The organism is Roseibium sp. R5, assembly GCF_055755305.1.
The window spans coordinates 3,970,879-3,995,627 of record NZ_CM146910.1 but is presented as its reverse complement, the minus strand read 5'-3'; the positions used below and the strand labels follow the sequence as shown (position 1 = coordinate 3,995,627).

Annotated in this window: 23 protein-coding genes and 3 tRNA genes; 24 read left to right on the top strand and 2 right to left on the bottom strand. The window is 56.7% G+C overall.

Going from position 1 to position 24,749, the window contains the following annotated elements; genetic code table 11:
- The 3 genes from AC0J4F_RS18660 to AC0J4F_RS18650 all read left to right on the top strand — a co-directional run bounded on the left by AC0J4F_RS18660 (position 1) and on the right by AC0J4F_RS18650 (position 2,526).
- A complete protein-coding gene (locus AC0J4F_RS18660) occupies positions 1-276 on the top strand; it encodes an HU family DNA-binding protein (RefSeq protein WP_008192569.1) in 276 nt (91 codons plus the stop codon).
- Between the two features lie 255 nt (positions 277-531).
- Positions 532-607, top strand: a tRNA-Val gene (locus tag AC0J4F_RS18655).
- 254 nt (positions 608-861) lie between these two features.
- Positions 862-2,526, top strand: a complete 1,665-nt coding sequence (locus AC0J4F_RS18650) for a Na/Pi cotransporter family protein (RefSeq protein ID WP_473024302.1) — start codon at positions 862-864, stop codon at positions 2,524-2,526.
- 59 nt (positions 2,527-2,585) lie between these two features.
- Here the strand turns inward: AC0J4F_RS18650 and AC0J4F_RS18645 are convergent, their stop codons facing one another.
- Positions 2,586-2,960: a potassium channel family protein gene (locus tag AC0J4F_RS18645; RefSeq protein ID WP_209002432.1), complete on the bottom strand. Its 375-nt coding sequence runs from the start codon at positions 2,958-2,960 to the stop codon at positions 2,586-2,588.
- A gap of 345 nt (positions 2,961-3,305) precedes the next feature.
- On the opposite strand from AC0J4F_RS18645, the gene AC0J4F_RS18640 reads away from it, so the two are divergent.
- The 21 genes from AC0J4F_RS18640 to AC0J4F_RS18540 all read left to right on the top strand — a co-directional run bounded on the left by AC0J4F_RS18640 (position 3,306) and on the right by AC0J4F_RS18540 (position 22,745).
- Positions 3,306-3,382 (top strand) — tRNA-Asp (locus tag AC0J4F_RS18640).
- A 42-nt stretch (positions 3,383-3,424) separates the two neighbouring features.
- A tRNA-Asp gene (locus tag AC0J4F_RS18635) sits at positions 3,425-3,501 on the top strand.
- 462 nt (positions 3,502-3,963) lie between these two features.
- Positions 3,964-4,329: an NADH-quinone oxidoreductase subunit A gene (locus AC0J4F_RS18630; protein ID WP_133950091.1), complete on the top strand. Its 366-nt coding sequence runs from the start codon at positions 3,964-3,966 to the stop codon at positions 4,327-4,329.
- Entirely contained in the window at positions 4,320-4,898 is a 579-nt protein-coding gene (locus tag AC0J4F_RS18625; RefSeq protein ID WP_040451925.1) for a NuoB/complex I 20 kDa subunit family protein, read from the top strand. The genes AC0J4F_RS18630 and AC0J4F_RS18625 overlap by 10 nt, the downstream gene beginning before the upstream one ends.
- Positions 4,899-4,985: 87 nt before the next feature.
- Positions 4,986-5,591 carry an NADH-quinone oxidoreductase subunit C gene (locus AC0J4F_RS18620; protein ID WP_473024301.1) on the top strand — a complete coding sequence of 202 codons (606 nt, stop codon included), beginning with the start codon at positions 4,986-4,988 and terminating at the stop codon, positions 5,589-5,591.
- Positions 5,592-5,602: 11 nt separating this feature from the next.
- The gene (locus AC0J4F_RS18615; RefSeq protein ID WP_133950087.1) at positions 5,603-6,787 is read left to right on the top strand and encodes an NADH-quinone oxidoreductase subunit D; all 1,185 of its coding nucleotides are present in this window, start codon (positions 5,603-5,605) and stop codon (positions 6,785-6,787) included.
- Between the two features lie 81 nt (positions 6,788-6,868).
- The gene (locus AC0J4F_RS18610; RefSeq protein WP_473024300.1) at positions 6,869-8,125 is read left to right on the top strand and encodes an NADH-quinone oxidoreductase subunit E; all 1,257 of its coding nucleotides are present in this window, start codon (positions 6,869-6,871) and stop codon (positions 8,123-8,125) included.
- Positions 8,126-8,134: 9 nt separating this feature from the next.
- Positions 8,135-9,436, top strand: a complete 1,302-nt coding sequence (gene nuoF / locus AC0J4F_RS18605) for an NADH-quinone oxidoreductase subunit NuoF (protein ID WP_133950083.1) — start codon at positions 8,135-8,137, stop codon at positions 9,434-9,436.
- Positions 9,437-9,462: 26 nt separating this feature from the next.
- Positions 9,463-11,526 (top strand): NADH-quinone oxidoreductase subunit NuoG, encoded by a 2,064-nt coding sequence (gene nuoG / locus AC0J4F_RS18600; protein ID WP_133950081.1) that lies wholly within the window; start codon positions 9,463-9,465, stop codon positions 11,524-11,526.
- A gap of 16 nt (positions 11,527-11,542) precedes the next feature.
- A complete protein-coding gene (gene nuoH, locus AC0J4F_RS18595; protein ID WP_133950079.1) occupies positions 11,543-12,601 on the top strand; it encodes an NADH-quinone oxidoreductase subunit NuoH in 1,059 nt (352 codons plus the stop codon).
- A gap of 11 nt (positions 12,602-12,612) precedes the next feature.
- Positions 12,613-12,849: a hypothetical protein gene (locus AC0J4F_RS18590; RefSeq protein WP_133950077.1), complete on the top strand. Its 237-nt coding sequence runs from the start codon at positions 12,613-12,615 to the stop codon at positions 12,847-12,849.
- A gap of 20 nt (positions 12,850-12,869) precedes the next feature.
- Positions 12,870-13,355: an NADH-quinone oxidoreductase subunit NuoI gene (gene nuoI, locus AC0J4F_RS18585; protein WP_008193406.1), complete on the top strand. Its 486-nt coding sequence runs from the start codon at positions 12,870-12,872 to the stop codon at positions 13,353-13,355.
- Positions 13,356-13,446: 91 nt separating this feature from the next.
- A complete protein-coding gene (locus AC0J4F_RS18580) occupies positions 13,447-14,061 on the top strand; it encodes an NADH-quinone oxidoreductase subunit J (protein WP_133950075.1) in 615 nt (204 codons plus the stop codon).
- A gap of 97 nt (positions 14,062-14,158) precedes the next feature.
- Positions 14,159-14,467, top strand: a complete 309-nt coding sequence (gene nuoK / locus AC0J4F_RS18575; protein ID WP_008192836.1) for an NADH-quinone oxidoreductase subunit NuoK — start codon at positions 14,159-14,161, stop codon at positions 14,465-14,467.
- A gap of 6 nt (positions 14,468-14,473) precedes the next feature.
- Positions 14,474-16,483, top strand: a complete 2,010-nt coding sequence (gene nuoL / locus AC0J4F_RS18570; protein ID WP_133950073.1) for an NADH-quinone oxidoreductase subunit L — start codon at positions 14,474-14,476, stop codon at positions 16,481-16,483.
- Entirely contained in the window at positions 16,483-18,000 is a 1,518-nt protein-coding gene (locus tag AC0J4F_RS18565) for an NADH-quinone oxidoreductase subunit M (protein ID WP_209177719.1), read from the top strand. The genes nuoL and AC0J4F_RS18565 overlap by 1 nt, the downstream gene beginning before the upstream one ends.
- Positions 18,001-18,024: 24 nt before the next feature.
- Positions 18,025-19,464: an NADH-quinone oxidoreductase subunit NuoN gene (nuoN, locus tag AC0J4F_RS18560; protein ID WP_209175843.1), complete on the top strand. Its 1,440-nt coding sequence runs from the start codon at positions 18,025-18,027 to the stop codon at positions 19,462-19,464.
- A gap of 15 nt (positions 19,465-19,479) precedes the next feature.
- The gene (locus AC0J4F_RS18555) at positions 19,480-20,265 is read left to right on the top strand and encodes a biotin--[acetyl-CoA-carboxylase] ligase (protein ID WP_473024299.1); all 786 of its coding nucleotides are present in this window, start codon (positions 19,480-19,482) and stop codon (positions 20,263-20,265) included.
- A 45-nt stretch (positions 20,266-20,310) separates the two neighbouring features.
- Positions 20,311-21,990 carry a ribonuclease J gene (locus tag AC0J4F_RS18550; RefSeq protein ID WP_133950065.1) on the top strand — a complete coding sequence of 560 codons (1,680 nt, stop codon included), beginning with the start codon at positions 20,311-20,313 and terminating at the stop codon, positions 21,988-21,990.
- 55 nt (positions 21,991-22,045) lie between these two features.
- Positions 22,046-22,450, top strand: a complete 405-nt coding sequence (mce, locus tag AC0J4F_RS18545; protein WP_133950063.1) for a methylmalonyl-CoA epimerase — start codon at positions 22,046-22,048, stop codon at positions 22,448-22,450.
- Between the two features lie 4 nt (positions 22,451-22,454).
- Positions 22,455-22,745, top strand: a complete 291-nt coding sequence (locus AC0J4F_RS18540; RefSeq protein WP_133950061.1) for a DUF1467 family protein — start codon at positions 22,455-22,457, stop codon at positions 22,743-22,745.
- A gap of 76 nt (positions 22,746-22,821) precedes the next feature.
- Here the strand turns inward: AC0J4F_RS18540 and AC0J4F_RS18535 are convergent, their stop codons facing one another.
- On the bottom strand, positions 22,822-23,853 hold the full coding sequence (locus AC0J4F_RS18535) for a hypothetical protein (protein WP_133950059.1): 1,032 nt from the start codon (positions 23,851-23,853) through the stop codon (positions 22,822-22,824).
- Positions 23,854-24,749: the final 896 nt, after the last annotated feature.

Here is a 24,749-nt window from a genome sequence, read left to right as displayed (position 1 = left end):
ATGAATAAGAACGATCTGATCGCAGCTGTCGCAGAAAAGACCGGCCTGACAAAGGCACAGGCAGGCGAAGCAGTTGACGCAAGCTTTGAAGCTGTCACTGAGACGCTGAAAGGCGGCGGCGAAGTCCGTATCATCGGTTTTGGTAACTTCACCGTTTCCGAACGGGCTGCGACCGAAGGCCGGAACCCGCGGACTGGCGAAACGATCCAGATCCCGGCTTCTAAGACGCCGAAATTCAAGGCTGGTAAAGGCCTGAAGGACGCTGTGAACTCCTAATTGCGAGTTTGCATCGGTCCATGGACTGAAAAAACCCCGTTCTCGAATAATCGAGGACGGGGTTTTTTGTATGCGCACTTGGCGGCCATAGAGAAGGCTAAGTTACTCGTAGCAACTGACTTTGGCTGGAAAAGGCGAGAGAACGGGTGCCGTATGAAACGGTCATCCACAGGCAGAAACGCCGATGGCATTTTTTTAGAAAATAGGTCTTGCCAAGGAGAGAGGGAGCCCATAAAAGGCAATTCACCTCGTTGAGGGCGATTAGCTCAGTTGGTAGAGCGCTTCGTTTACACCGAAGATGTCGGGAGTTCGAGTCTCTCATCGCCCACCATTCCCCCACTTAATATCGATGACTTGCGCAGCTGTTTTTGAACCGAATGCTATACATTCGGTGTTCTATCGTGAGCGTTTCTAAATCGTTGTTGCCGCTGCCTTATTGGGGGGGGCGGCCTTTTTATGTTTTTCATTCGACTTTTTAAGAAAAGTGCACTGTGTGCATAAATTGCTGGCGTTTGGCAGGGGGATGTGTGTATCAGAAACTTAGACGGCAAAATATAAAGTCACGATAAGTCAGAAAATTACGCCATGCTTGCAATCGGAATCCTCAAGCTCCTTGGAGCGGTTATGCTGCTCCTTTATGCCGTCCGCATGGTGCGGACCGGGTTTGAGAGAGTGTCGGGCCCAAGTATCCGGCGCACGATTGGGCGCGCGTCTGCCAATCCGTTGATTGGTATTGCCTCCGGTGGGGTGGTTGCAATCCTGCTTCAAAGCGCGACGGCCGTTGCGATGCTGACGACCGGCTTTGCCAGTTCAGGCTTCATGTCGACATCGGCGGGTCTAGCAATCCTTCTGGGTGCGGATCTCGGCTCCGCGCTGGTGGTCCAGTTTCTGTCGTTTGATTTAGGTTGGTTGATCCCCTTGTTGCTCGCAGTCGGTGCTTGGACCTTCCTGAAGCTTCAATCGCGAACCGCGAAGCAAATTGGCCGGATCCTGATTGGGATCGCCCTGGTTTTGATTTCGCTGCAAATGATTGCAGAGGCGACCGATCCACTCAAACAAGCATCCTTTATGCCGGCGGTTGCAGCGCACCTTGCCGCAGACCCAGTGACTGCTTTGCTTGTCGGGGCGCTGTTGGCCTTTTTGGTTCACTCCAGTGTGGCTGCCATCTTGATGATTGCGACGGTTGCGGATCAGGCCGGATTGCCCATGATGGCCGCTGTTCCGCTGGTCCTCGGCGCCAATATCGGGGCTGGCGTGGTGGCCATATGGCTGACCCGTGCCCTAGATCAAAAGGCGCGCCTGCTTCCGATTGGCAATTTCTTGTTCCGGACAACCGGTGCGCTGGCAGCGCTGGTCGTCTTCATCGCGCTTGATGAGCTGCCGAAGGTTCCTCTGTTTGGCAGCAGCCAAGGGGCGCAATTGGTTGCCTTGCATGTGCTCTTCAACATGACACTGGTTATCATCTGTTTGCCGTTTCTGAAGCCGGTCGCATGGGTGCTCGATACGTTTGCAGCCAGTGCAGCGGAGCGCGAGACGGAAGGCTTTGCCGAGCAGAGCAGCGCCCTGGATAAAAACGTCTTGTCATCGCCGCGTCTGGCGCTGGCAAGCGCGACACGTGAGCTGTTGCGCATGGGGGAAGTGGTGGAAGCCATGACGGCCCCGGTCATGCTGATGCTGGAACGCGGTGATCCGGAGGCGATTGAGCGCCTCCAAAAACGAGACGCTGTGGTGAACAAGATCCATGGCGACATCAAACTCTATATCGCAGAGATGAGCCGGAACGAGCTGAAACAGGAAGATGCCGAGCGGAGTATGGAGCTCGTCAGTTTTTCAGTGAACCTGGAACGGGCAGGGGATTTGGTGTCAAAGAACCTCTATGCGCTTGCCTTGGAAATGCGCGAACGGGATTTGCGGTTTTCTGCAGAAGGGCTCCGGGAGCTGTCGGATATGCACGGCCGCGTCATGGCAAACATGCAACTTTCTATGAACGTGCTTGTGTCCGGCGATGCGGAATCCGCGCGGGAGCTGATTGCAGAAAAAGACCGGATGCGGGACCTTGAAAAAACCAGCCACGCCCGGCACCTGGAGCGTTTGACATCCGGGACGCCTGACAGTCTCGGGTCCAGCAATGCGCATCTAGAGGTTATTCGGAGCCTGAAGGACATCAACGCGCTCTTTGCAGCGGTGGCTGTGCCGATCCTTGCGGAAAAAGGGCAGCTGCGGAACACCCGCCTTGTTCCGGCAGAATAGATCTCGATCAGTCCGGGGGCGCGCTAATTGATTGTGCACCCGACCAAATTGGAAGACCCTCAAGCCTTATTTGCAGGGTCGTCGGATTTCGAATTCTCAGCCAAATCGACTTCCTGTTCGATCTGCAAAAGTGCACGGGCGAATTGGGCAAACAACGCCACAAACACCCCGACGCCGACAAACAGATAAAGCACCGTGAACAGCCTGCCGGCAACGCTCTGCGGGGCAAGATCGCTCACGCCGACGGTCGCCAGCGTCATGGCGCTGAAATAGAGCGCATCCACCCAGCTCCAGCCTTCCACTGTCTTGTAAAAAACGGTGCCGGAGAAAAGGATCAGCCCCGCGAGGAGAAACCCGGAGCGGAAATGCGGCCGGTTCCATGATCGCAGAATGGCTTTCAGCAAACGCACCAGTGTGAGAACGGTCGACAGCATTCCAATGTCCTTTCTTGAGCCGGGGCGGTGTGCAATCAATATGCATCAATGTTTCGATTGATTGTTTTTCGCTGTGAGTGCTGTAGGGCTTGAACTTACTCACCGCACCTTAAGGTATTGAATCACTGATGAAAAAATCACATCGTCTTCGAGATTTCAGGTGGCGAGTTCCGATCTGGCAAATTGAGTTGTCCACAACCTGAACGCTTTTGGTGCGTTGGCAAAATGGCTCAAACAGAAGGCTTTTAAAAAAACGACATAATTGTCCGGCCAGAGCGCTTGACTTCATGTCTCAGCCGCCGTACATCAGCGCCACTTCGCGACGACATCACGTCGCCGCGCGAAGCGGGTGTAGCTCAGTTGGTTAGAGTGCCGGCCTGTCACGCCGGAGGTCGCGGGTTCGAGCCCCGTCACTCGCGCCACTTTCCCAAATTGGGTTTGTGGCGAATATAAACCGTGAATGTGCGGGTGTAGCTCAGTTGGTTAGAGTGCCGGCCTGTCACGCCGGAGGTCGCGGGTTCGAGCCCCGTCACTCGCGCCACTCACGGTTCCCGATTTTTCCGAGAATTTGGCAATTCAAGTTCAACCGGCCGACGTCGGTGCGCGTTGCGGCGTCCAGGTGCGTTTGAATGTCGTGCCTGATGAGCCGGGTTTCCGCTAGAGCGATGCCAAATGCAGGCGATTCTAATGATTGGTTGGATTGGTCATGGCGTGCGGCCAATTTGCCGCGCCGGTTGTGCAGAGAAAATCCTGCCTTTCAAACCCGCCGAATTATGCGCTTTGTAGCGTTCTGTTATGGATTTGGTTTAAATGTGGCAATAGCTTGACCGGGTTAGGGTCTTGCGTTGCAGCAATACGTGGGCTAGGTGTGCGCTCGCATGTTGGATTAGTGAAAAAACCGACGGGCCACGCATGACCTGATGGTACTATCCGGTGCAGGACAGGGCAGGGCTGCGGTACGGATCGCCTCCCGGTCCGCCTCCAAATGCAAGGACGCGAAAACATGGAAGAACTTCTGCGGGAATATGTCCCGATCGTCGTGTTTATCGGCATTGCGCTGGTCATTGGCCTTGCGCTGCTGATCTCGCCCTTCCTGCTTGCTTACAAGAACCCGGATCCGGAAAAGCTGTCCGCCTATGAGTGCGGCTTCAACGCTTTTGACGACGCCCGGATGAAATTCGACATCCGCTTTTATCTGGTTGCGATCCTTTTCATCATCTTTGACCTGGAAGTGGCCTTTCTGTTTCCGTGGGCGGTCTCCTTCGGAGAGCTTGGCTGGTATGGCTACGGCTCGATGATGGTGTTCCTGGGCGTCCTGACGGTCGGATTTATCTACGAATGGAAAAAAGGAGCGCTGGAATGGGATTGACCACTGCCAAGCCGCTCATCGCGGAGCAGCCGAAAGGCATTATCGACCCGAATACCGGAAAGCCGGTTGGCGCGGATGACCCGTTTTTCCTGGAAGTCAATGACGAGCTTGCCGACAAGGGCTTTCTCGTCACTTCCACCGACAACCTGATTCAGTGGGCCCGCACAGGCTCCTTGATGTGGATGACGTTTGGTCTGGCCTGCTGCGCCGTTGAGATGATGCAAATGTCCATGCCGCGTTACGACGCCGAGCGCTTTGGCTTTGCCCCGCGCGCATCCCCGCGCCAGTCGGATGTGATGATTGTTGCTGGGACGCTGACCAACAAGATGGCGCCTGCGCTGCGCAAGGTCTACGACCAGATGCCGGAACCGCGGTATGTCATCTCCATGGGATCCTGCGCCAATGGTGGTGGCTACTACCACTATTCTTATTCAGTAGTACGCGGATGTGACCGCGTCGTCCCGGTCGATATTTACGTTCCGGGATGTCCTCCGACAGCCGAGGCGCTGCTTTATGGTGTCTTGATGCTGCAGAAAAAGATCCGCCGCACAGGCACGATTGAACGTTGATTGCATTCGCCGCTTTGAATGGCGGCGGATTTGAGGGAAGAGGGCCAAAGCGGCCCAAATGAGAGCTCCGAAGGAGTGAGGTCGAACATGGACGAAACGTTGAAGGAACTCGCCGAGCATATCGAGCTCGGTTTGTCAGAGTCCCTCGTGTCCTGGAAGGTCGAATACGGCGAGCTCACACTGGTCGTGAATGCGTCCGACATTCTTGATGTGGTGCGGTATCTTCGCGACAACGCCTCCTGCAAGTTCGTCAACCTGACGGACATTTGCGGCGTTGACTATCCGGCGCGCGAGAAACGTTTCGACGTTGTGTACCACTTCCTTTCCCCGTTCCAGAACCAGCGCATTCGCGTGAAGCTCGAAACAGATGATGTGACGCCGGTCGCGTCTCTGACGTCTCTGTTTCCGGGAGCCGAATGGTTCGAACGGGAAGCCTACGACATGTACGGCATCTTGTTTTCCGGCCATCCGGACCTGCGCCGGATCCTGACGGATTACGGTTTCGACGGTCATCCGCTGCGCAAGGATTTCCCTGTTACCGGGTTTGTCGAAGTCCGCTATGACGACGAAAAGAAACGTGTCGTTTATGAGACGGTTCGCCTGAACCAGGAAATGCGCACCTTTGATTTCCTCTCGCCATGGGAAGGCACGGATTACGTGCTGCCGGGCGATGAAAAAGCAACGACGAATTAAGGCGGATCCCGATGGCTGAGGCTCAGGTTCGTAACTTCAACATCAACTTCGGTCCGCAGCACCCGGCGGCGCACGGCGTGTTGCGTCTCGTGCTGGAGCTGGACGGCGAGGTGGTCACGCGTGTCGACCCGCATATCGGCCTTTTGCATCGCGGCACGGAAAAGCTGATTGAGCAGAAGACCTATCTCCAGGCTGTTCCGTATTTCGATCGGCTTGATTACGTTGCGCCGATGAACCAGGAGCACGCGTTTGCTCTGGCCGTTGAGCGTATGCTCGGCATCGAAGTGCCGAAGCGCGGGCAGTTGGTACGTGTTCTTTATTCGGAAATCGGCCGGATCCTGTCGCACCTTTTGAATGTCACTACGCAAGCGATGGACGTTGGCGCGTTGACGCCGCCGCTGTGGGGCTTTGAGCCGCGTGAAGAGCTGATGGTTTTCTATGAGCGTGCCTGCGGCGCACGGATGCACGCTGCCTATGTGCGCCCGGGCGGTGTTCATCAGGACTTGCCGCGCGATCTTCTGGATGACATCTGGGACTTCTGTGATCCGTTCCTGCAGACGCTGGATGATATCGAAGGTCTTTTGACAGACAACCGCATCTTCAAGCAGCGGAATGTTGACATCGGTGTTGTCGATCTGGACGACGCCTGGGCGTGGGGCTTTTCTGGTGTCATGGTCCGGGGATCCGGGGCGCCTTGGGACCTGCGTAAATCGCAGCCTTATGAGTGCTATTCCGAACTCGACTTCGACATTCCGATCGGTAAGAACGGCGACTGTTACGACCGGTATTTGATCCGTATGGATGAAATGCGCCAGTCGATCCGGATCATGAAGCAGTGCCTGGAGAAGCTGACGGTGGAAACCGGTCCAGTATCGTCTGCTGACGGTAAGATCGTTCCACCCAAGCGTGGTGAAATGAAACGCTCGATGGAGTCGTTGATCCACCACTTCAAGCTCTACACGGAAGGCTATCACGTACCGCCGGGCGAAGTTTATGCGGCCGTCGAAGCGCCGAAAGGCGAATTCGGTGTGTATCTCGTGGCTGACGGCACCAATAAGCCGTACCGCTGCAAGATCAAGGCACCGGGCTACGCCCACCTTTCGGCGATGGATTTCGTCTGCCGTGGCCACCAGCTTGCCGACGTTTCAGCGGTGCTTGGATCCATGGACATCGTTTTCGGCGAGGTTGACCGCTAATGCGGGGCATCCTCCACACAATTTCGACCCAGGCAGCCGCTGTAGCGGCGCCGGGCAGCTGATAACAACGGGAATTACCTCATGGCAGTTCGCAGGCTTGCGGCGGAACAACCTGATAGCTTTGAGTTCACCGAGGAAAACCTCGGCTGGGCGAAGAAGTTGATCGACCGCTATCCCGCCGGCCGTCAGGCGTCAGCGGTCATCCCGCTTCTGTGGCGTGCGCAGGAACAGAACGATGGCTGGGTCAGCGAACCGGCGATCCGCTATATTGCTGATCTCCTGGAAATGCCGAACATCCGCGTTTTGGAAGTTGCGACCTTCTACACCATGTTCCAGCTTCAGCCGGTTGGAAAGAAAGCCCACATCCAAGTGTGCGGCACGACACCTTGCCAGCTGCGCGGTTCGGAAGATCTGATCAAGATCTGTAAGTCCCGCATCGCCAAGCACATGCACGAGATCTCCGAGGACGGCATGTTCTCCTGGGAAGAGGTTGAGTGCCTGGGTGCTTGCGTGAACGCGCCAATGGTGCAGATTTTCAAGGACACATATGAAGATCTGACCGAAGAGAGCTTCAACAAGCTTCTGGATGATATCGAAGCCGGGAACGAAGTCACGCCAGGTCCACAAAATGGCCGCCGTTTCTCCATGGCTGAGGGCGGGCAAACCAGCCTGACCGAGATTGAAGACAACACCACGGGCACCCTGCCTGTCCCGCATGTGGTCGATGGGTCAGAAAAGGCGTCTCATCATTTTGCAGGCGCTGCCATCAACACCGGCGGAAATGACTACGACGGCGTGCCGACACCGGCCGAAGATGCTGTTGCCAAGGTAAAGGCAGCTTTCGCGGCAAAAGCCGAAGCGCCAGCCGACGCTCCTGCTGAGAAGAAAGCTGAGGCGCCGAAAAAGGCTGCACCGAAAAAGACGGCTGCCAAAACAGCTGACAAGGTTGAAAAAGCGGCTGAAAAGGCCAGCGAGCCGGCTCCTGTATCCAAGGCCAAGCCGGCAGCGAAGGTCGAAGCTGCTGAAACGGTTTCTGAAAAGGCACCGGAAACCTTGAAGCAAGCCCGCGACGGCAAACCCGATGACCTGAAAAAGCTCAAGGGTGTTGGGCCGAAGCTGGAAGCGACGTTGCATGAACTCGGCTTCTTCCACTTTGATCAAGTCGCGAGCTGGGGGCCGGAAGAGGTTGCCTGGGTCGACAGCCGGCTGAAGTTCAAGGGGCGCATCGAGCGTGACGGCTGGATTGAGCAGGCCAAATTGCTTGCGTCCGGCGGAGAGACCGAATTTTCCAAGCGTGTGGAAGCAGGCGAAGTCGCTTCCTCCAAGAGCGAAGACTAAGGGGAAGAGATGCTTCAGGATAAGGATCGTATCTTCACCAACATCTACGGCCTTCACGACTGGGGTCTGGAAGGCGCGAAGAAACGCGGCCAGTGGGACAACACCAAGGGGTTGCTCGACAAGGGCCGCGACTGGATCATCCAGGAAATGAAGGACAGCGGTCTCAGAGGCCGTGGCGGGGCGGGCTTCCCGACTGGCCTGAAATGGTCCTTCATGCCCAAAGAATCAGATGGCCGTCCGGCGTATCTCGTCGTCAATGCCGACGAATCCGAACCGGGCACCTGTAAAGACCGTGAAATCCTGCGCCACGATCCGCACACGCTGGTCGAGGGCTGCCTGGTTGCCGGTTTCGCCATGGGGGCGATCGCGGCCTACATTTACGTGCGCGGCGAGTTCATACGTGAGCGCGAGCGCCTGCAGGCAGCGATCGATCAGGCATATGACGCCGGTCTGATCGGAAAGAACAACAAGAACGGCTACGATTTCGACATCTACGTTCACCATGGCGCAGGTGCTTACATCTGCGGTGAAGAAACAGCGCTGCTGGAGAGCCTGGAAGGCAAGAAGGGCCAGCCGCGCCTGAAGCCGCCGTTCCCGGCAAACGTTGGTCTGTACGGTTGCCCGACAACTGTGAACAACGTGGAATCGATTGCTGTTGCGCCGACCATTCTGCGCCGCGGTGGCGGCTGGTTTGCGAGCCTCGGCCGTCCGAACAATACCGGCACGAAGCTCTTCTGCGTCTCAGGTCACGTCAACCAGCCGGCAACCTTTGAAGAAGAGCTCGGCGTTCCGTTCTCCGAGATGATCGACAAGCATTGCGGTGGCATTCGCGGTGGTTGGGACAATCTCCTGGCGGTTATTCCCGGCGGATCTTCTGTCCCGTGCTGTACGGCTGAGGAGATCAAAGACGCGCCGATGGATTTCGACACACTGCGCGGCATGGGCTCCGGCCTTGGCACTGCGGCGGTGATCGTCATGGACAAGTCGACTGATATCATCAAGGCAATTGCACGCCTCAGCTACTTCTACAAGCACGAGAGCTGCGGCCAGTGCACGCCGTGCCGGGAAGGTACCGGCTGGATGTGGCGTGTGATGGAACGCATGGTGAAGGGCGAAAGCTCCTATGAAGAGATCGACATGCTCTTCAAGGTCACCAAGCAGGTCGAAGGCCATACAATTTGTGCTCTTGGAGATGCGGCTGCTTGGCCGATCCAAGGCTTAATCAAGAATTTCCGGCCGGTTATCGAACAACGCATCGATGACTATGTCGCCAAGTCGAGAACGTCTTCGACCATGGTGGCGGCTGAGTAAGCGGAACGGAATTTGGAGAGCAGCGGATGACGAAGCTCATCATCGACGGCAATGAGGTAGACGTCCCGGCGGACTACACCCTGCTTCAGGCTTGTGAAGAGGCAGGCGCCGAGGTTCCGCGGTTTTGTTACCACGACCGCCTGTCGATTGCCGGCAACTGCCGCATGTGTCTGGTTGAAGTAAAGGGCGGACCGCCCAAACCGACCGCGTCTTGCGCGATGGGCGTGAAGGACCTGCGTCCGGGACCGAACGGCGAGCCGCCGGTCGTTGAAACCAAATCCGAAATGGTTAAGAAGGCCCGCGAAGGGGTGATGGAGTTCCTGCTCATCAACCACCCGCTGGATTGCCCGATCTGCGATCAGGGCGGGGAGTGCGACCTTCAAGACCAGGCAATGGCCTATGGTGTCGACACCACGCGCTTCGATGAGAACAAACGCGCGGTTGAGAACAAGGAAATCGGGCCGCTCATCAAGACGATCATGACCCGCTGCATTCACTGCACGCGCTGTGTTCGTTTCACCACGGAAGTTGCCGGCGTATCGGACATGGGCCTGATCGGCCGCGGGGAAGATGCCGAAATTACAACCTATCTGGAAGCGGCGCTGTCCTCAGAAATGCAGGGCAACGTGGCTGATCTCTGCCCGGTTGGTGCGCTGACCCACAAGCCTTACGAGTTCCACGCCCGTCCTTGGGAGCTGACCAAGACCGAAAGCATCGACGTCATGGATGCGCTTGGTTCGGCTATTCGCGTTGATACGCGCGGCAAGGAAGTCATGCGCGTGATGCCGCGGCTCAATGAAGAGATCAACGAAGAGTGGATCTCCGACAAGTCCCGTTACATATGGGATGGGTTGAAGACACAGCGTCTTGATCGCCCTTATGCGAAGATTGACGGCAAATTGCAGCCGGTTTCTTGGTCTCAAGCGTTCCAGATCATTGCGGACAAGATCAAAGCGACATCAGCCGACAAGGTTGGTGCGCTCGCCGGTCAGTTGGCCGGTGTGGAAGACATGTTTGCGCTTAAGAGCCTGATGGAAAAGATCGGCTCTGCCAACATCGACAGCAGGTTTCCGGGCTCACCGTTCCATCCGTCGAATGGCCGCGCGAGCTATCTCTTCAACTCCACAATTCAGGGAATTGAAGAAGCAGATGCCATCTTGCTGATCGGCACCAATCCGCGCGTTGAGGCACCGGTTCTGAACGCCCGGATCCGCAAGCGTTGGGCACAGGGCGATGTGACCGTTGGTGTGATCGGCGAAAATGCTGATCTGACCTACCCGGTGACTTATCTTGGGGCCGGTCCGGACAGTATCAAGGAATTCGTCAAACACGCACCGGCCAAGGCCAACAAGCCGATGTTCATCATCGGGCAGGGCGCTTTGAACCGGGCCGATGGCGCAGCTGTTCTTGCGAACCTTGCAGCAGCCGCAAAATCCCTTGGTGTGATCAGGGACGGTTGGAACGGCTTCAATATCCTCCACACCGAAGCTTCTCAGGTCGGGGCGCTCGATATCGGGTTTGTCCCGGGCGACGGCGGCAAGGACACGGGCGGCATGCTGGAAACCGGCGCGCTGGATGTTCTCTTCCTGCTTGGCGTTGATGAGATTGAAGTTCCGGAAGGTGCGTTTGTGGTTTACCAGGGCACTCATGGTGATCGCGGCGCACACCGCGCCGACGTGATCTTGCCGGGCGCAGCTTACACCGAAAAATCCGCCATCTACGTGAACACGGAAGGCCGGGTTCAAATGGCGGACCGCGCCGGTTTCCCTCCAGGAGATGCGCGCGAGGACTGGGCAATCCTTCGGGCATTGTCCGCCGTTCTCGGTCAGGCCTTGGAATTTGATTCCCTGCCGCAGCTGCGCTCTAAGCTCTTTGAAGCCGTTCCGCATATGGCAGCGATCGATTCCATTGAAGCCGGCGATGCGGCAGATATTCAGAAGCTGGCCAATGGCAAAGCCAAAATGGACAGCGCCGGGTTTGCAAACGTGATCCGGGACTTTTACTTGACCAACCCGATCGCACGCGCCTCCAAGGTGATGGCCGAGTGTTCGGCGCTCGCGAAAACGCGTGCCGCAGAAGCTGCGGAATAAGGGGTAGGGGACCGAAATGGCTGAGTTCATGACCACCTACGGCTGGCCGTTCCTCTGGATGGTATTCCAGAGCGTACTGTTGCTTGTCGTGCTTTTGGTGATCGTCGCCTACGTGCTTTATGCGGACCGCAAAATCTGGGCGGCTGTTCAGATCCGCCGTGGTCCGAACGTTGTCGGGCCCTGGGGGCTTCTCCAGAGTTTTGCCGATCTTCTGAAGTTTGTTTTGAAAGAGCCGGTGATCCCGTCGGGGTCTAACAAGGTTCTCTTCCTGCTGGCGCCGCTGGTGTCCGTGCTGCTTGCCCTGGTGGCCTGGTCAGTCATCCCGGTGGACTATGGCTGGGTGATCGCGAACATCAACGTCGGTGTCCTGTTTGTCTTCGCTGTATCCTCCTTGGAAGTCTATGGCGTGATCATCGGCGGTTGGGCGTCCAACTCCAAGTACCCGTTCCTGTCAGCCCTCCGGTCCGCAGCGCAGATGGTGTCTTACGAAGTCTCCATCGGCTTCGTGATCGTCACGGTTCTCTTGTGCGCAGGCACCTTGAACCTGACCGGCATCGTATTGGCGCAGGAAACCGGCCTTGCGGATATGCTGGGCGTGCCGTGGCTAAATATCCTGAACTGGTACTGGCTGCCGCTGTTCCCGATGTTCGTGGTGTTCTTCGTGTCGGCATTGGCTGAGACCAACCGTCCGCCATTCGATTTGGCCGAAGCGGAATCCGAACTGGTCGCCGGCTTCATGGTTGAATATGGCTCCACACCGTACATGATGTTCATGCTCGGCGAGTATGTCGCGATCTGCCTGATGTGCGCTCTGATGACCATCTTCTTCATGGGGGGATGGCTGCCGCCGTTCGACTTCGCACCGTTCACCTGGGTGCCGGGCGTCATTTGGTTCATCCTGAAGTGTCTGCTCTGCTTCTTCATGTTCGCCATGGTCAAGGCGATGGTCCCGCGCTACCGCTATGACCAGTTGATGCGCCTTGGCTGGAAAGTATTCCTGCCGCTGTCGCTCGCCATGGTATTTGTGGTCGCAACTGTTCTGATGATCACAGGCTGGGCGCCGGGCGCGGCGTAAGGGGACGGTTTATGGAAGTGTCGCTCCCCGGAGTGATCGGAGCAGCAGTTGGACTTTATGTCGGCTGGCTCGATTGGAAGATCCTGAAGGGCATCCTTCAGGCGGCGGAGACGAAAAACAGACAAGCTGGCGGCGACGGTGGTGTCGTTGCCAGATACCGGGCACCAATCGGTGCACTGATTTTTGGTATTCCGGTGATCGGCTTTCCGATTGTCGGCTATTGGGCCGCCAGCCTGCTGGCTGGCTGAGGTAAAGAGAGGCTAACGCGATGGTTGGACAAACCGTCAAATCGCTGTTTCTGCAAGAGTTCGTATCGGCATTTTTCTTGGCGATGCGCTACTTCTTCAAACCGAAGCCAACGGTCAATTATCCGTTCGAGAAGGGCCCGGTAAGCCCGCGGTTCCGCGGTGAGCACGCGTTGCGCCGCTATCCGAACGGGGAAGAGCGCTGCATTGCCTGCAAGCTGTGCGAAGCGATCTGTCCGGCTCAGGCGATCACCATTGAAGCAGGCCCGCGCCGCAACGATGGCACCCGACGCACGACCCGTTACGACATCGACATGGTGAAATGCATCTATTGCGGTTTCTGCCAGGAAGCGTGCCCTGTGGATGCAATCGTTGAGGGTCCAAACTTCGAATTCGCCACCGAAACCCGTGAAGAGCTTTACTACGACAAGGAAAAGCTGCTCGCGAATGGGGATCGTTGGGAGCGTGAAATCGCTCGAAACATTGAAATGGATGCTCCTTACCGTTAGGAGCTAACCGCACACTCCAAGTTCAGCCTGGCAATCCGGCCGGGCCCAGCATTTTCTGGCCGAACGGCCACACGACAGGCAGGTCTTTGAAATGATCCTGAAAGCCCTCTTTTTCTACCTGTTTGCAGGCGTCACAGTCGCGTCTGCATTCATGGTGATCGCGGCACGGAACCCGGTGACCTCGGTCTTGTTTCTGATCCTGGCCTTCGTGAATTCCGCGGGACTGTTCATCCTGCTTGGTGCTGAGTATCTGGCGCTGTTGCTGGTGGTTGTCTATGTCGGCGCGGTCGCCGTTCTGTTCCTGTTCGTCGTCATGATGCTGGATGTGGACTTTGTGGAACTGCGCCAGGGCTTCTTGCAGTATCTGCCGGTAGGTGGCCTCGTTGGGCTGATTCTTCTGGTCGAGCTGCTGATGGGTCTCGGAGCCTGGGTCATTCTGCCGGAGCTGACGGCGAACACCGTGGAGCCAACACCGCCGCTGACCGAGATGACCAACATCGAGGCGCTCGGTTCGGTGCTCTACACCAAATACATCTATTTCTTCCAGGTCGCCGGTTTGATCCTGCTGGTGGCCATGATAGGCGCGATCGTTCTGACACTGCGCCACAAGCCGAATGTCAAACGTCAGGACATTCCGACCCAGGTTGGCCGCACGCGCGAAGCTGCTGTCGAGGTCCGGAAGGTCGAAACGGGCAAGGGTATCTGACGCGAAAGGTTCGCGTCGTTCGATAAGTCCTGCAACCGGCACGCTCCTCCGTGCGGTTCAGGGTTGGGGTAAATGAGGGGAGCACGGCGAGGCGCCCATGGAAATCGGTCTGTCGCACTATCTGTCGGTCGCGGCGATCCTGTTCGTGATCGGGATCTTCGGGATCTTTCTGAACAGGAAAAATGTGATTGTCATCTTGATGTCGGTTGAGCTGTTGCTGCTCGCCGTGAACATCAACTTCGTCGCCTTTTCGTCGTTCCTCGGCGATCTGATCGGGCAGGTGTTCACCATGCTCATTTTGACCGTCGCGGCTGCAGAAGCTGCGATCGGACTTGCAATCCTGGTGGTCTTCCACCGGAACCGCGGCTCCATCGCCGTGGAAGACGTCAACGTGATGAAAGGGTAGGGGCTGATGTACGCTACAATCCTGTTCCTACCGCTGATTGGATTTCTGATTGCCGGTCTATTCGGCCGCTCAATTGGGGCCAAAGCTTCCGAGTATGTGACAAGTGGTCTGCTGATCCTGGCGGCACTCCTGTCTTGGATTGCATTTATCGGGTTCTGGCTCGGTGGTTCCGAAGCCCAGGTTGTTCACCTGTTCCGCTGGATGAGCGCCGGCGATCTCAATGTCGCCTGGTCAATCCGCGTCGATACGCTGACAGCGGTCATGCTGGTCGTTGTCAACACGGTGTCTGCACTGGTGCATGTCTATTCCATTGGCTACATGCATCACGATCCGCACCGCCCGCGCTTCTTTGCTTACCTGTCGCTCTTTACTTTCGCCATGCTGACGCTGGTGACCGCTGACAACCTGCTGCAAATGTTCTTCGGCTGGGAAGGTGTGGGTCTTGCGTCCTATCTGCTGATCGGCTTCTGGTACAAGAAACCGTCCGCCAATGCGGCGGCGATGAAGGCGTTTGTCGTCAACCGTGTCGGTGACTTCGGGTTTGCGCTCGGCATCTTTGGCGTCTTCTACCTGTTCGGCAGCATCGACTTCACAACGATCTTCAACGACGCCCCGTCCTTCATTGAAGAGCAGGGCGAAGTCATGAACTTCATGGGCTATCATCTTGATGCCCAGGCAGCGATGACCGTTATCTGTCTGCTCTTGTTCATGGGGGCTATGGGCAAGTCGGCGCAGTTCCTTCTGCACACCTGGCTGCCGGATGCGATGGAAGGCCCGACCCCGGTGTCTGCGCTCATCCACGCCGCGACCATGGTCACCGCGGGTGTCTTCATGGTGGCGCGCCTGTCGCCGCTGTTTGAGTTGTCCGATTTCGCCCTTGCTGTGATAGTGTTCTTCGGTGCGACCACTGCGTTCTTTGCCGCAACGGTGGGTCTTGTTCAAAACGACATCAAGCGTGTGATCGCATACTCCACCTGTTCACAGCTCGGATACATGTTCGTGGCACTCGGCATTGGAGCTTACTCCATCGCGGTGTTCCACCTGTTCACGCACGCGTTCTTCAAGGCGCTGTTGTTCCTGTGTGCAGGTTCGGTGATCCATGCCGTGTCCGACGAACAGGACATGCGTAAAATGGGCGGTCTTCGCAAACACATTCCGATCACCTATTGGACCATGATGCTTGGCACGCTGGCGCTGACCGGTGTCGGTGTTCCGCTAACTCATATCGGATTTGCCGGTTTCGTCTCAAAGGACGGCATCATCGAGGCTGCGTTTGCAGCTGGCGGCGGAGATCATCCGAACCCGATGGCGCTGTATGGCTTCTGGCTGACGGTGATCGCGGCTGGCCTGACGTCCTTCTACTCGTGGCGTCTAACCTTCATGACCTTCCACGGAAAACCACGCGCTTCTGTTGATGTGATGAAACACGTTCATGAATCGCCGCTGGTGATGACGGTGCCGCTGTTCGTCCTGTCCGTCGGCGCGGTTCTGGCCGGCGTGGTCTTCTACGGCCCGTTCTTCTACGACGAGGCGGCCTATGAAGCCTTCTGGGCGGGCTCGTTGCCGGCGTTTGACGACAGCCATGTCCTGCATGACATGCACTACGTTCCGACTTGGGTGCGTCTGTCGCCATTCGTCATGATGGCAGCTGGTCTACTGGTGGCCTACCAATTCTACATCCGCTCGCCGGAAATGCCGAAGCAGTTGGCCGAACGCCATTCTGCGCTGTACCAGTTCCTTTTGAACAAGTGGTATTTCGACGAGCTCTACAATTTCATCTTTGTCCGTCCCGCAATGTGGCTTGGCCGTGTTCTTTGGAAGAAGGGCGATGGCACCGTGATTGACGGCTATGGGCCGAACGGAATCGCCGCGCGGGTGCAGGGTGTCACGACCTGGGTCGTTAAACTGCAAACCGGATATCTCTACCACTATGCATTTGCGATGCTGATCGGTGTGGCGGCCTTGATCACCTGGTCGATGTTCACCGGTGCGGGCACCGGCGGGGGTGCACACTAATGATTGACTGGCCAATTCTGTCACTCACGACATTCCTGCCTTTGCTGGGTGTCGTGTTCGTCCTGCTGGTGCCAGGCAATGACGACCACGCAAAGCGTCAGATGCGCATGGTGGCGCTTGTCACCACATCGATGACGTTTGTCCTCTCCCTTATGATCTGGGCCTATTTCGATTACTCGAACCCCGGGTTCCAGTTTGTCGAAGAGCGGGACTGGCTTGGCTCGAACATCACTTACAAGATGGGTGTCGACGGCATTTCGGTTCTCTTCGTCATCCTGACGACGTTCCTGATGCCGTTCTGTATCCTGGCGTCCTGGGAGAGTGTTCAAAAGCGCGTGCGCGAATACATGGTCGCGTTCCTGATCCTGGAAACGCTGATGATCGGCGTGTTCTGCGCACTCGACATCGTTGTCTTCTACGTCTTCTTTGAAGCTGGCCTTATCCCGATGTTCCTGATCATCGGCGTCTGGGGTGGGGCCCGGCGCGTCTACGCGTCTTACAAGTTCTTCCTATATACGCTGCTCGGATCGGTTTTGATGCTGGTCGCGATCATGGCGATGTACTGGACGGCCGGCACGACGGACATCCAGGAACTTCTGGCCTATCCGTTCCCGGCTGAAATGCAGACCTGGCTTTGGATCGCGTTCTTTGCAAGCTTTGCAGTGAAAATGCCAATGTGGCCGGTGCATACCTGGTTGCCGGATGCCCACGTTGAGGCGCCGACAGCCGGATCCGTGATCCTGGCGGGTGTTCTTCTGAAACTCGGCGGGTACGGGTTCCTCAGGTTCTCCCTGCCGATGTTCCCGCTTGCCTCCGATATGTTTGCACCACTGGTGTTCACATTGTCGGTCGTTGCGATCATTTACACCTCCTTGGTTGCGCTGGCTCAGGAAGACATCAAGAAGCTCATTGCCTATTCCTCGGTTGCCCATATGGGCTACGTGACCATGGGGATCTTCACCATGACGCCGCAGGGCGTTCAGGGTGGCATCTTCCAGATGCTCTCGCACGGCATCGTGTCGGGCGCGCTCTTCCTATGCGTTGGGGTCATTTATGACCGGATGCACACACGGGAGATCTCGGCCTACGGTGGCCTGGTCAACCGGATGCCGAAATATGCTGTTGCGTTCCTCATCTTCACGATGGCCAATGTCGGTTTGCCTGGCACCTCTGGCTTCGTCGGTGAGATTCTCGTTCTGATGGGAGCGTTCCAGGTCAACACATGGGTTGCCGTGTTCGCGACAACGGGCGTGATCCTGTCGGCGTGTTATGCGCTATATCTCTACCGCCGGGTCGTGTTCGGCTCGCTGGACAAGGAAAGCCTCAAGTCGATCCTCGATCTGGATCTTCGCGAGAAGGTCATCCTGGTCCCGATGATCATCTTGACGATCTTCTTCGGTTTCTATCCGATGGCGATCCTGGATGTGACCCAGGGATCCGTCGATAACCTGATCAATCAATATACCGCGGCCCTTGAAGCTGCTGGGGTCACCCAGCATGCGGCCACGGCGCACTAAGAGTTTCGAGGGCGAGACAGAGCTATGTCAGACGTGACCCAACTGCCAGATCTCATGCCGGCCTTGCCGGAAATCATTCTGGCGATCGGAGCGATGGTGCTGTTGATGGTCGGTGCCTTCGGCGGCCGGAACATCAGCTACGCGGTCTTTGGTGGAGCGATGGGGCTTCTTGGCGGTACGTTCCTCGTGCTGCTGCTGGTCCCAAGCTTCGGTGAAACATTCGGCGGTTCCTTCATCCTTGATGACTACGCCTACTTCTTGAAGCTGGTGGTTCTTGTCGGATCGTTCTTTGCGATCGCCATGTCGTGGGCGTATGCAAAGAGCCAGTCGTTTGACCATTTCGAGTATCCGATCCTGATCGTCCTTGCGACGCTCGGCATGATGCTGATGCTGTCGGCAAACGATATGATTGCGCTCTATATGGGTCTCGAACTCCAGAGTTTGTCGCTCTACGTTGTGGCTGCGATCAACCGCGACAGTGTTCGGTCAACAGAAGCTGGTTTGAAGTACTTCGTTCTCGGCGCGCTGTCCTCCGGCATGCTGCTTTACGGCATGTCGCTGGTTTACGGCTTCTCCGGTCAGATTTCCTTCGCCGCAATTGCCGAGTTGATTTCGCAAGAAGGCGCGTCCATCGGTCTGATCATTGGTTTGACCTTCATTCTTGCAGGCCTTGCCTTCAAGATCTCCGCAGTTCCGTTCCACATGTGGACACCGGACGTTTATGAAGGTGCGCCAACGCCTGTCACCGCATTCTTCGCAGCAGCTCCGAAGGTTGCTGCCATGGGGATGCTGGTGCGGATTGTCATTGATGCGTTTCATCCGGTCACCAGCGATTGGCAGCAGATCATCGTCTTCGTATCGATTGCCTCAATGGCGCTCGGTGCGTTCGCCGCAATTGGCCAGACCAACCTGAAGCGCCTGATGGCGTATTCGTCCATCGGCCACATGGGTTACGCGCTGGTCGGTCTTGCGGCCGGTACGCAGACCGGTGTTGAAGGTGTGATCTTCTATATGGTCGCCTATCTCGGCATGACGCTTGGTGTGTTTGCCTGCATCTTGTCCATGCGGCGTAAGGACGGCATGGTTGAAGAGATCTCCGATCTTTCCGGCCTTTCTCAAACCAATCTGCCGATGGCGGTGATCCTTGGTTTGCTGATGTTCTCGCTTGCAGGCATTCCGCCGCTGATCGGTTTCTTCGGAAAGTGGTTCGTGTTTGCAGCCGCTGTCGAGGCAGGCCTCTATCCGCTAGCCGTTATCGGCGTGCTCGCGTCCGTGGTGGGCTGTTACTACTACTTGCGCATCGTCAAGGTGATGTTCTTTGACGAACCGGCGGAGGCTTTCCAGCCGATGCCGACCGAACTCAAAGTCGTCCTTGGCCTGTCCGGGGTGTTCGTGGTCTTTTTCTGGGTCATGCCTGGTCCGGTCGTAACGGCTGCAACCGCTGCTGCGCAGTCGTTGTTTTGATACGCGGTTTGGCGATTGAACAGTCCCGCACCACATCTTGAGACGAAAGGTCCGGCGCCCGGAGCGCCGGATTTTCTCTATGAGGCCTATGAGACGGTCGGCTCGACCAACGCTCTGGGTCTGGAGCGGGCCGTTTCGGGGCATCCTGGAAACCTCTGGATCCGGGCTGGCGTTCAGACTGCTGGCCGGGGCCGGCGGGGGCGGGCCTGGACTTCTCCGCAGGGAAATCTCTTTGCAAGTGTCCTTCTGATCGACCCGTCTCCCTTGGCCCGGATTGGCGAATTGCCGCTTTTGTCGGCTGTTGCGCTCGCCGAAGCCGTTGACAAGGCGGCCGGTACGCTCCAATTGGTGTCGTTGAAGTGGCCGAACGACCTGCTGGTCGACGGAGCCAAACTCTCGGGCATCTTGCTGGAAGCCGAGACACTAAAGGACGGAAGGCTGGCTGCGGTCATGGGGTTTGGGGTCAATTGTGTGTCCCATCCTGATCCGGCGTTGTATCGGGCAACCGATCTGCGCAGCCTAGGCTATCAAGTATCGGCCGACAGCTTGTTCGCAGCGCTGGCGGAAACACTGGCAAAGTATTTGGCAATCTGGCACCAACCGGACGGTTTTGATCGCATCCGGCGCCAATGGTTGAAGCGGGCGGCGCATTTGGGACAAAAGATCACTGTCCGGGCCGCTCAAGAAGAAATAACCGGCATTTTTGACGATCTGGATGCGTCCGGCCATTTGGTCTTAAGACTGGATAACGGCCAAAAACGCACTGTCTACGCCGGTGACGTATTTTTATCCGGCGAATGACGGCCGGACAGTTCCCTCGAAAAATGTGAGGGGTAGGAGAATTTGATGGCTTCGGCCAAGGATAAAGAAAACGACATTGTGTTCCTGCCGCTTGGCGGTGTTGGCGAAATCGGCATGAACCTCGGCCTTTACGGCTTCGGGCCGGAAGGAAATCGGAAATGGTTGATCGTCGATTGCGGGGTTAGCTTTGCAGGTCCGGAACTTCCTGGCATCGATCTGGTGATGCCGGACATCAAGTTTCTGGAAGACGAGGTCAGCAACATTGTCGGCATGGTCATCACCCATGCTCACGAAGACCACTATGGCGCGATCCTGCACCTGTGGCCCTTCCTGAAGGTGCCGGTCTACGCAACGGCCTTTACCGCCGGTCTGCTGGCGGCCAAGACCGAAAGTGAGCCGGGCGCAGAAGAGGTTCCCGTGACAGTGGTCCGCCAGGGCGAGCGCCACACGATTGGTCCGTTCGACGTGGAATTCGTTGCCATGGCCCACTCGATCCCGGAGCCGTGTGCCTTGGCCATCCGAACCCCTGCAGGTTTGGTGCTGCATACCGGCGATTGGAAAATTGATTTGTCGCCTGGCATTGGCCAACCGATCGACCTCGACCGGCTGGCAGAGCTGGGCCGCGAAGGGGTTATGGCGCTGGTATGCGACAGCACCAATGCGGTTCGTGATGGCGTCAGCCCAAGTGAGGCCGATGTCGCTGCTGAACTGACCAAGGTTATTGGCCGTGCCAAGCACCGCGTTGCCGTGACAACCTTTGCTTCCAACGTTGCCCGCATCCGGGCCATCGCGCGTGCTGCGGCTGCGAATGAGCGGGATGTCGTGGTGGTTGGCCGGTCGATGCATCGGGCCATCGAGGTGGCCAACGAGCTGGAATACATGGATGATCTCCCGGCCTTCCATGACGAAGAAGCCTATGGCTATCTGCCGCGTGACAAGGTGGTGTTGTTGTGCACCGGATCACAGGGCGAAAACCGCGCAGCGCTTGCACGGATTGCTGCCGGAGACCACCGGAATATTGCGCTTGCACAAGGCGACATGGTGATCTTTTCATCCCGGACCATTCCGGGAAATGAAAAAGAAGTCGGGGCTGTCCTCAACAACCTGGCGGACAAGGACGTTGAAATCGTCACCGACAAGGATGCCTTGGTCCATGTTTCGGGACACCCGCGCCGCGGCGAGCTGGAGCAGCTCTACAAACTGGTACAGCCGAAAGTCGTGCTTCCCGTCCACGGGGAACCATTGCATCTTGCAGCTCATGCTGCGTTTGCGAAGGAGCAAGGCGTTCCGGAAGTCATTCGCGGCAAGAATGGGGACATCATCCGCCTTGTGGCCGGCCGGGCTGCAATCGTCGATGAGGCGCCGTTTGGCATTCTGGTGAAGGATGGCCGGATCCTCGATGATCCGGAAGTCACCGGGGTCAAGGAACGGCGGAAGCTGTCCTTTGCGGGCGCTGCGATCATCACACTGGTGGTCAACCGGTCCGGTGAGCTGCTCGACGATCCACATGCCGTGCTGCTTGGACTGCCGGACACGGACGATGATGGCGAGCCGATGGAAGACATCGTTCAAAAGGCTGTCATTGGCGCTGTGACGAGTATTCCGAAAGCCCGGCGCAAGGACAAGGATCTGATCGCGGAAGCGGCACGCCGTGCGGCCCGTTCCGAAATCCTTGATGTCTGGGGCAAAAAGACGCTCTGCAAGGTGGTGGTGACCCGGCTATAAGTTATACCGCAAATCGTGCTCAAAGCACGGTCTGCCTGTTTGTGGAGGAATTGGAATGATCGGTCGGCTTAATCACGTGGCCATTGCAGTGTCGGATATCGAGGCGGCAACCGCCGTTTATCGGGATACGCTTGGTGCGGATGTCTCTGCCAAGGAAGCGCAGCCGGACCACGGTGTTTCGACCGTGTTCATCAACCTGCCGAACACCAAGATCGAGTTGCTCGAACCGCTTGGCGAAGATTCGCCGATCGCCAAGTTCCTGGAAAAGAACCCGTCCGGCGGCATCCACCACGTCTGCTATGAAGTCGATGACATCATCGCGGCGCGAGACAAACTGGTGGCGGATGGCGCACGTGTTCTTGGCAGCGGCGAACCGAAAATCGGTGCCCACGGCAAACCGGTGCTGTTCCTGCACCCGAAGGATTTTCTCGGCACCTTGACGGAATTGGAAGAGGCTTAATCACATGTCTTTGGCGTTCAGCCTGGCAATCTTTTTCATGATGTGGTGGATCATCCTGTTTGCGATGCTTCCGTTCGGCATGCGCCGGACACAAGAGGAAGCAGGCGAGGTGATACCGGGCTCTGAGGCCAGTGCCCCTGAACGCCCCCGAATGTTGCGCGTGCTGCTGATGACAACAGTTGTCACCTGCGTGCTCTTTGCCGGGTACATGTGGCTGCGCTCCAGTGGCTTCGGCTTGGATGATATTCCTTTCTTTATGCCTCCGAGCGAGAGTTACTCCACGCCTAGCGGGTAAAGCCCGGTGTGAATGGAATGAAAAAGGGGAGCCGCTGTTGCGGCTCCCCTTTGTTTTTCCGCTCATTTTTCGGTCGCTAAAGCACGCATTCGATCCCGACCAGGCGAGCGCCGGTGCCGTGGTTTTTCAGATCCACGCTGCCGCTTTGCACGGCCAATTCCTTGCGCTTTGCTTCCAGACGTGTGGCCTCTAATTTCAGCCCTTCCAGGCCGACCACAATTTCTTTGAGCTCAGCTGTGCAGTCCGTTGCGCCGAACTTGGCCGTGAGCTTTTTCATCACAATGCCCTTCAGATCGATCTGGGTGCCCTTCCAGTTGAAAGACACCCAGTCGGACATGAAATTGAATTTGTCGAACTGCATGCGGATGCCATAAACGGATTCCATGATCCCACCGTAAAAAGTGGTCATTGAAAATCCATAGATGCTGTTGAAGTCCCAACCGAACTTATGGCTCTCGTAGGAGTCCTTGTACTTTACCGTGTGCCATTTGTGGTAAGTGTGGTCAGACTTGCCCTGGATGTTTTTCGATTCAGCCTGCGACTTGATTTCAAGGCGCCCGGTGCCGTCGCCCGCGTTGATTTTGATCTGCTGGTTCCGGCCGCTTGTTACGGTTATGCCGCCATTTTCGGTCGACATATCAATACTGTCTTCGACTGCGGCCGTGTAGTCGCCATCGACGTCCAATGTGTAGTCGCCGTTCGCCTGCTGGTGATAGTCAGCAGTCTCGAGATACATCTTTTCAGCGGCTTTGATCAGGATGCGGCCATCGCAGGCGAGAAGAATGCCTTGTGAACCGCCTGCAGCATTTGAGTAGACAGACGTATCGTCGCCTTCATCGGAAACATGTTGAGCCGGGAAGAGCTCATCATGATGGTCATTCTCAAACGCGGTCCGCTCAACCTCGGAGTATTCGCCCAACCGGAAGAAAGCACCGATATCGTCTTTCGTATCGTCGGTAGAATCTGACGGAACGAGGTAAAATACGTTCCGGTTGAGATGAACTGGCAGGCAAGGCTCTGACGGCAAAGGCGGCACTTGCTGAGGGCGGGAGAGCCGTTGTGTCGGTGCCATAGGGTTCCCCGGAAGCGCCCAATCGTGCAAAGCCATTTTGTTCTCCAGTTTTGTTCTTCGTTATTAATGTCCCGGCACGCGGGTAGCTTTGAGCGCCGTCACACTTCGTGCGTAGCCCGGCACGTGACTGCTACACTGTGTTCTGTGTCACAAAAACGTAACGTTAGAAATGACTATGTTGCAAGAAGGGTTAAGGAGAGGAATATGCCGAAAGTTTATTTCTTCATGTTTCCTGGCAAGGTCCTAATCTTAAAGCCGGATTTCTGGTGTCCGAAATAAAATGGGCATTGGGGCTATGTCTAATCTGCGGTGCTTCTTGGCCGAAATAGCGGTGTTCGATTCGTCATAATTCGCTAGGAGATAGGCGCGGCCAGTTATGCTCATCCGGCATGGCAGAAATGCAGGCAGCAAAAATCGCAGTGGACCGCCGCTGTGTGCGAGGGAAAAGGCCGCGTCCAACGTCAAAGCCACTCGAAATTCCGAGTGTTCGAATTATCGCAGACAAAGAAAAAAGGCAGAGCCTGAAGCTCTGCCTTGATAAAGTTCCGCGTCTAAATTGACTCCGTTCCCTCGCGTGCCGGTTTTCCGGTTTGACGGGGCGGCTGCTGCCGTAAGGCGCGCCTGGTGTCCTTCCTCCCAAGACTCAGACCGCGATGTCCGTAAGCTCCTGACATTTCTGCCTAGGGCCTTCTTATTATGGGAACGGAACCTAACTGATTGTTTTCGCCTTGTCACCTATTTGTCTTGGAGAGCCTACATTTTTTGCTTGCCTATTTCCGATGCGTCAAAAAAACACACGTGGAACCCGGAAAACGGCGCTGCAAACTGAGCTGGCTAAGTCCTGCAATCCAGCTGGCGACCCGCTGTCTACCTCCAAATCCTGCAAAACTCGGCCATAAAATGCGATTGCTCTTGTGTTTAGGGTCAGCTTG